The sequence below is a fragment of the Micrococcus sp. KRD012 genome, assembly GCF_017168555.1.
In the GTDB taxonomy this organism is placed as follows: domain Bacteria; phylum Actinomycetota; class Actinomycetes; order Actinomycetales; family Micrococcaceae; genus Micrococcus; species Micrococcus luteus.
Genome location: NZ_JABFBB010000016.1, coordinates 1 through 346 on the forward strand (window position 1 = coordinate 1; position 346 = coordinate 346).

Annotated in this window: 1 protein-coding gene; it reads left to right on the plus strand. The window is 69.1% G+C overall.

Annotated elements, in window-relative coordinates:
* Positions 1-147: 147 nt before the first annotated feature.
* Positions 148-346, plus strand: a 199-nt coding sequence (locus J1M37_RS06575; protein ID WP_144825671.1) for a helix-turn-helix domain-containing protein, incomplete at its 3' end; no start/stop codon positions are given.

Genomic DNA, 346 nt, shown 5'->3' on the forward strand with positions numbered 1-346 from the left:
GCTGCAGGCTCACCACCGTGACCAACACCGGAGACGAGGTGGACCCCGACACCGAACTCACCCTCGGCCTCAGCGCCTGACCCCCATGAAGGATCAGACCGCTACACCATCACGAGGGGCTTGACCCCTGCCCGAGAAGACCCACTCATGACTCACGCTAACGCACCCCTGACCCCGACCGGCCGTCTCAGGATGGTCCACCGCCACCTGCACGACGGCATCCCGCAGGCACACGTGGCAGCCGAGTTCCGGGTGAGCCGGCCCACGGTGGCCACCTGGGTCGCCCGCTACCGCGCCCAGGGAGAAGCCGGCCTTCAGGACCTGCCCAGCCGGCCGCACCGTTCAC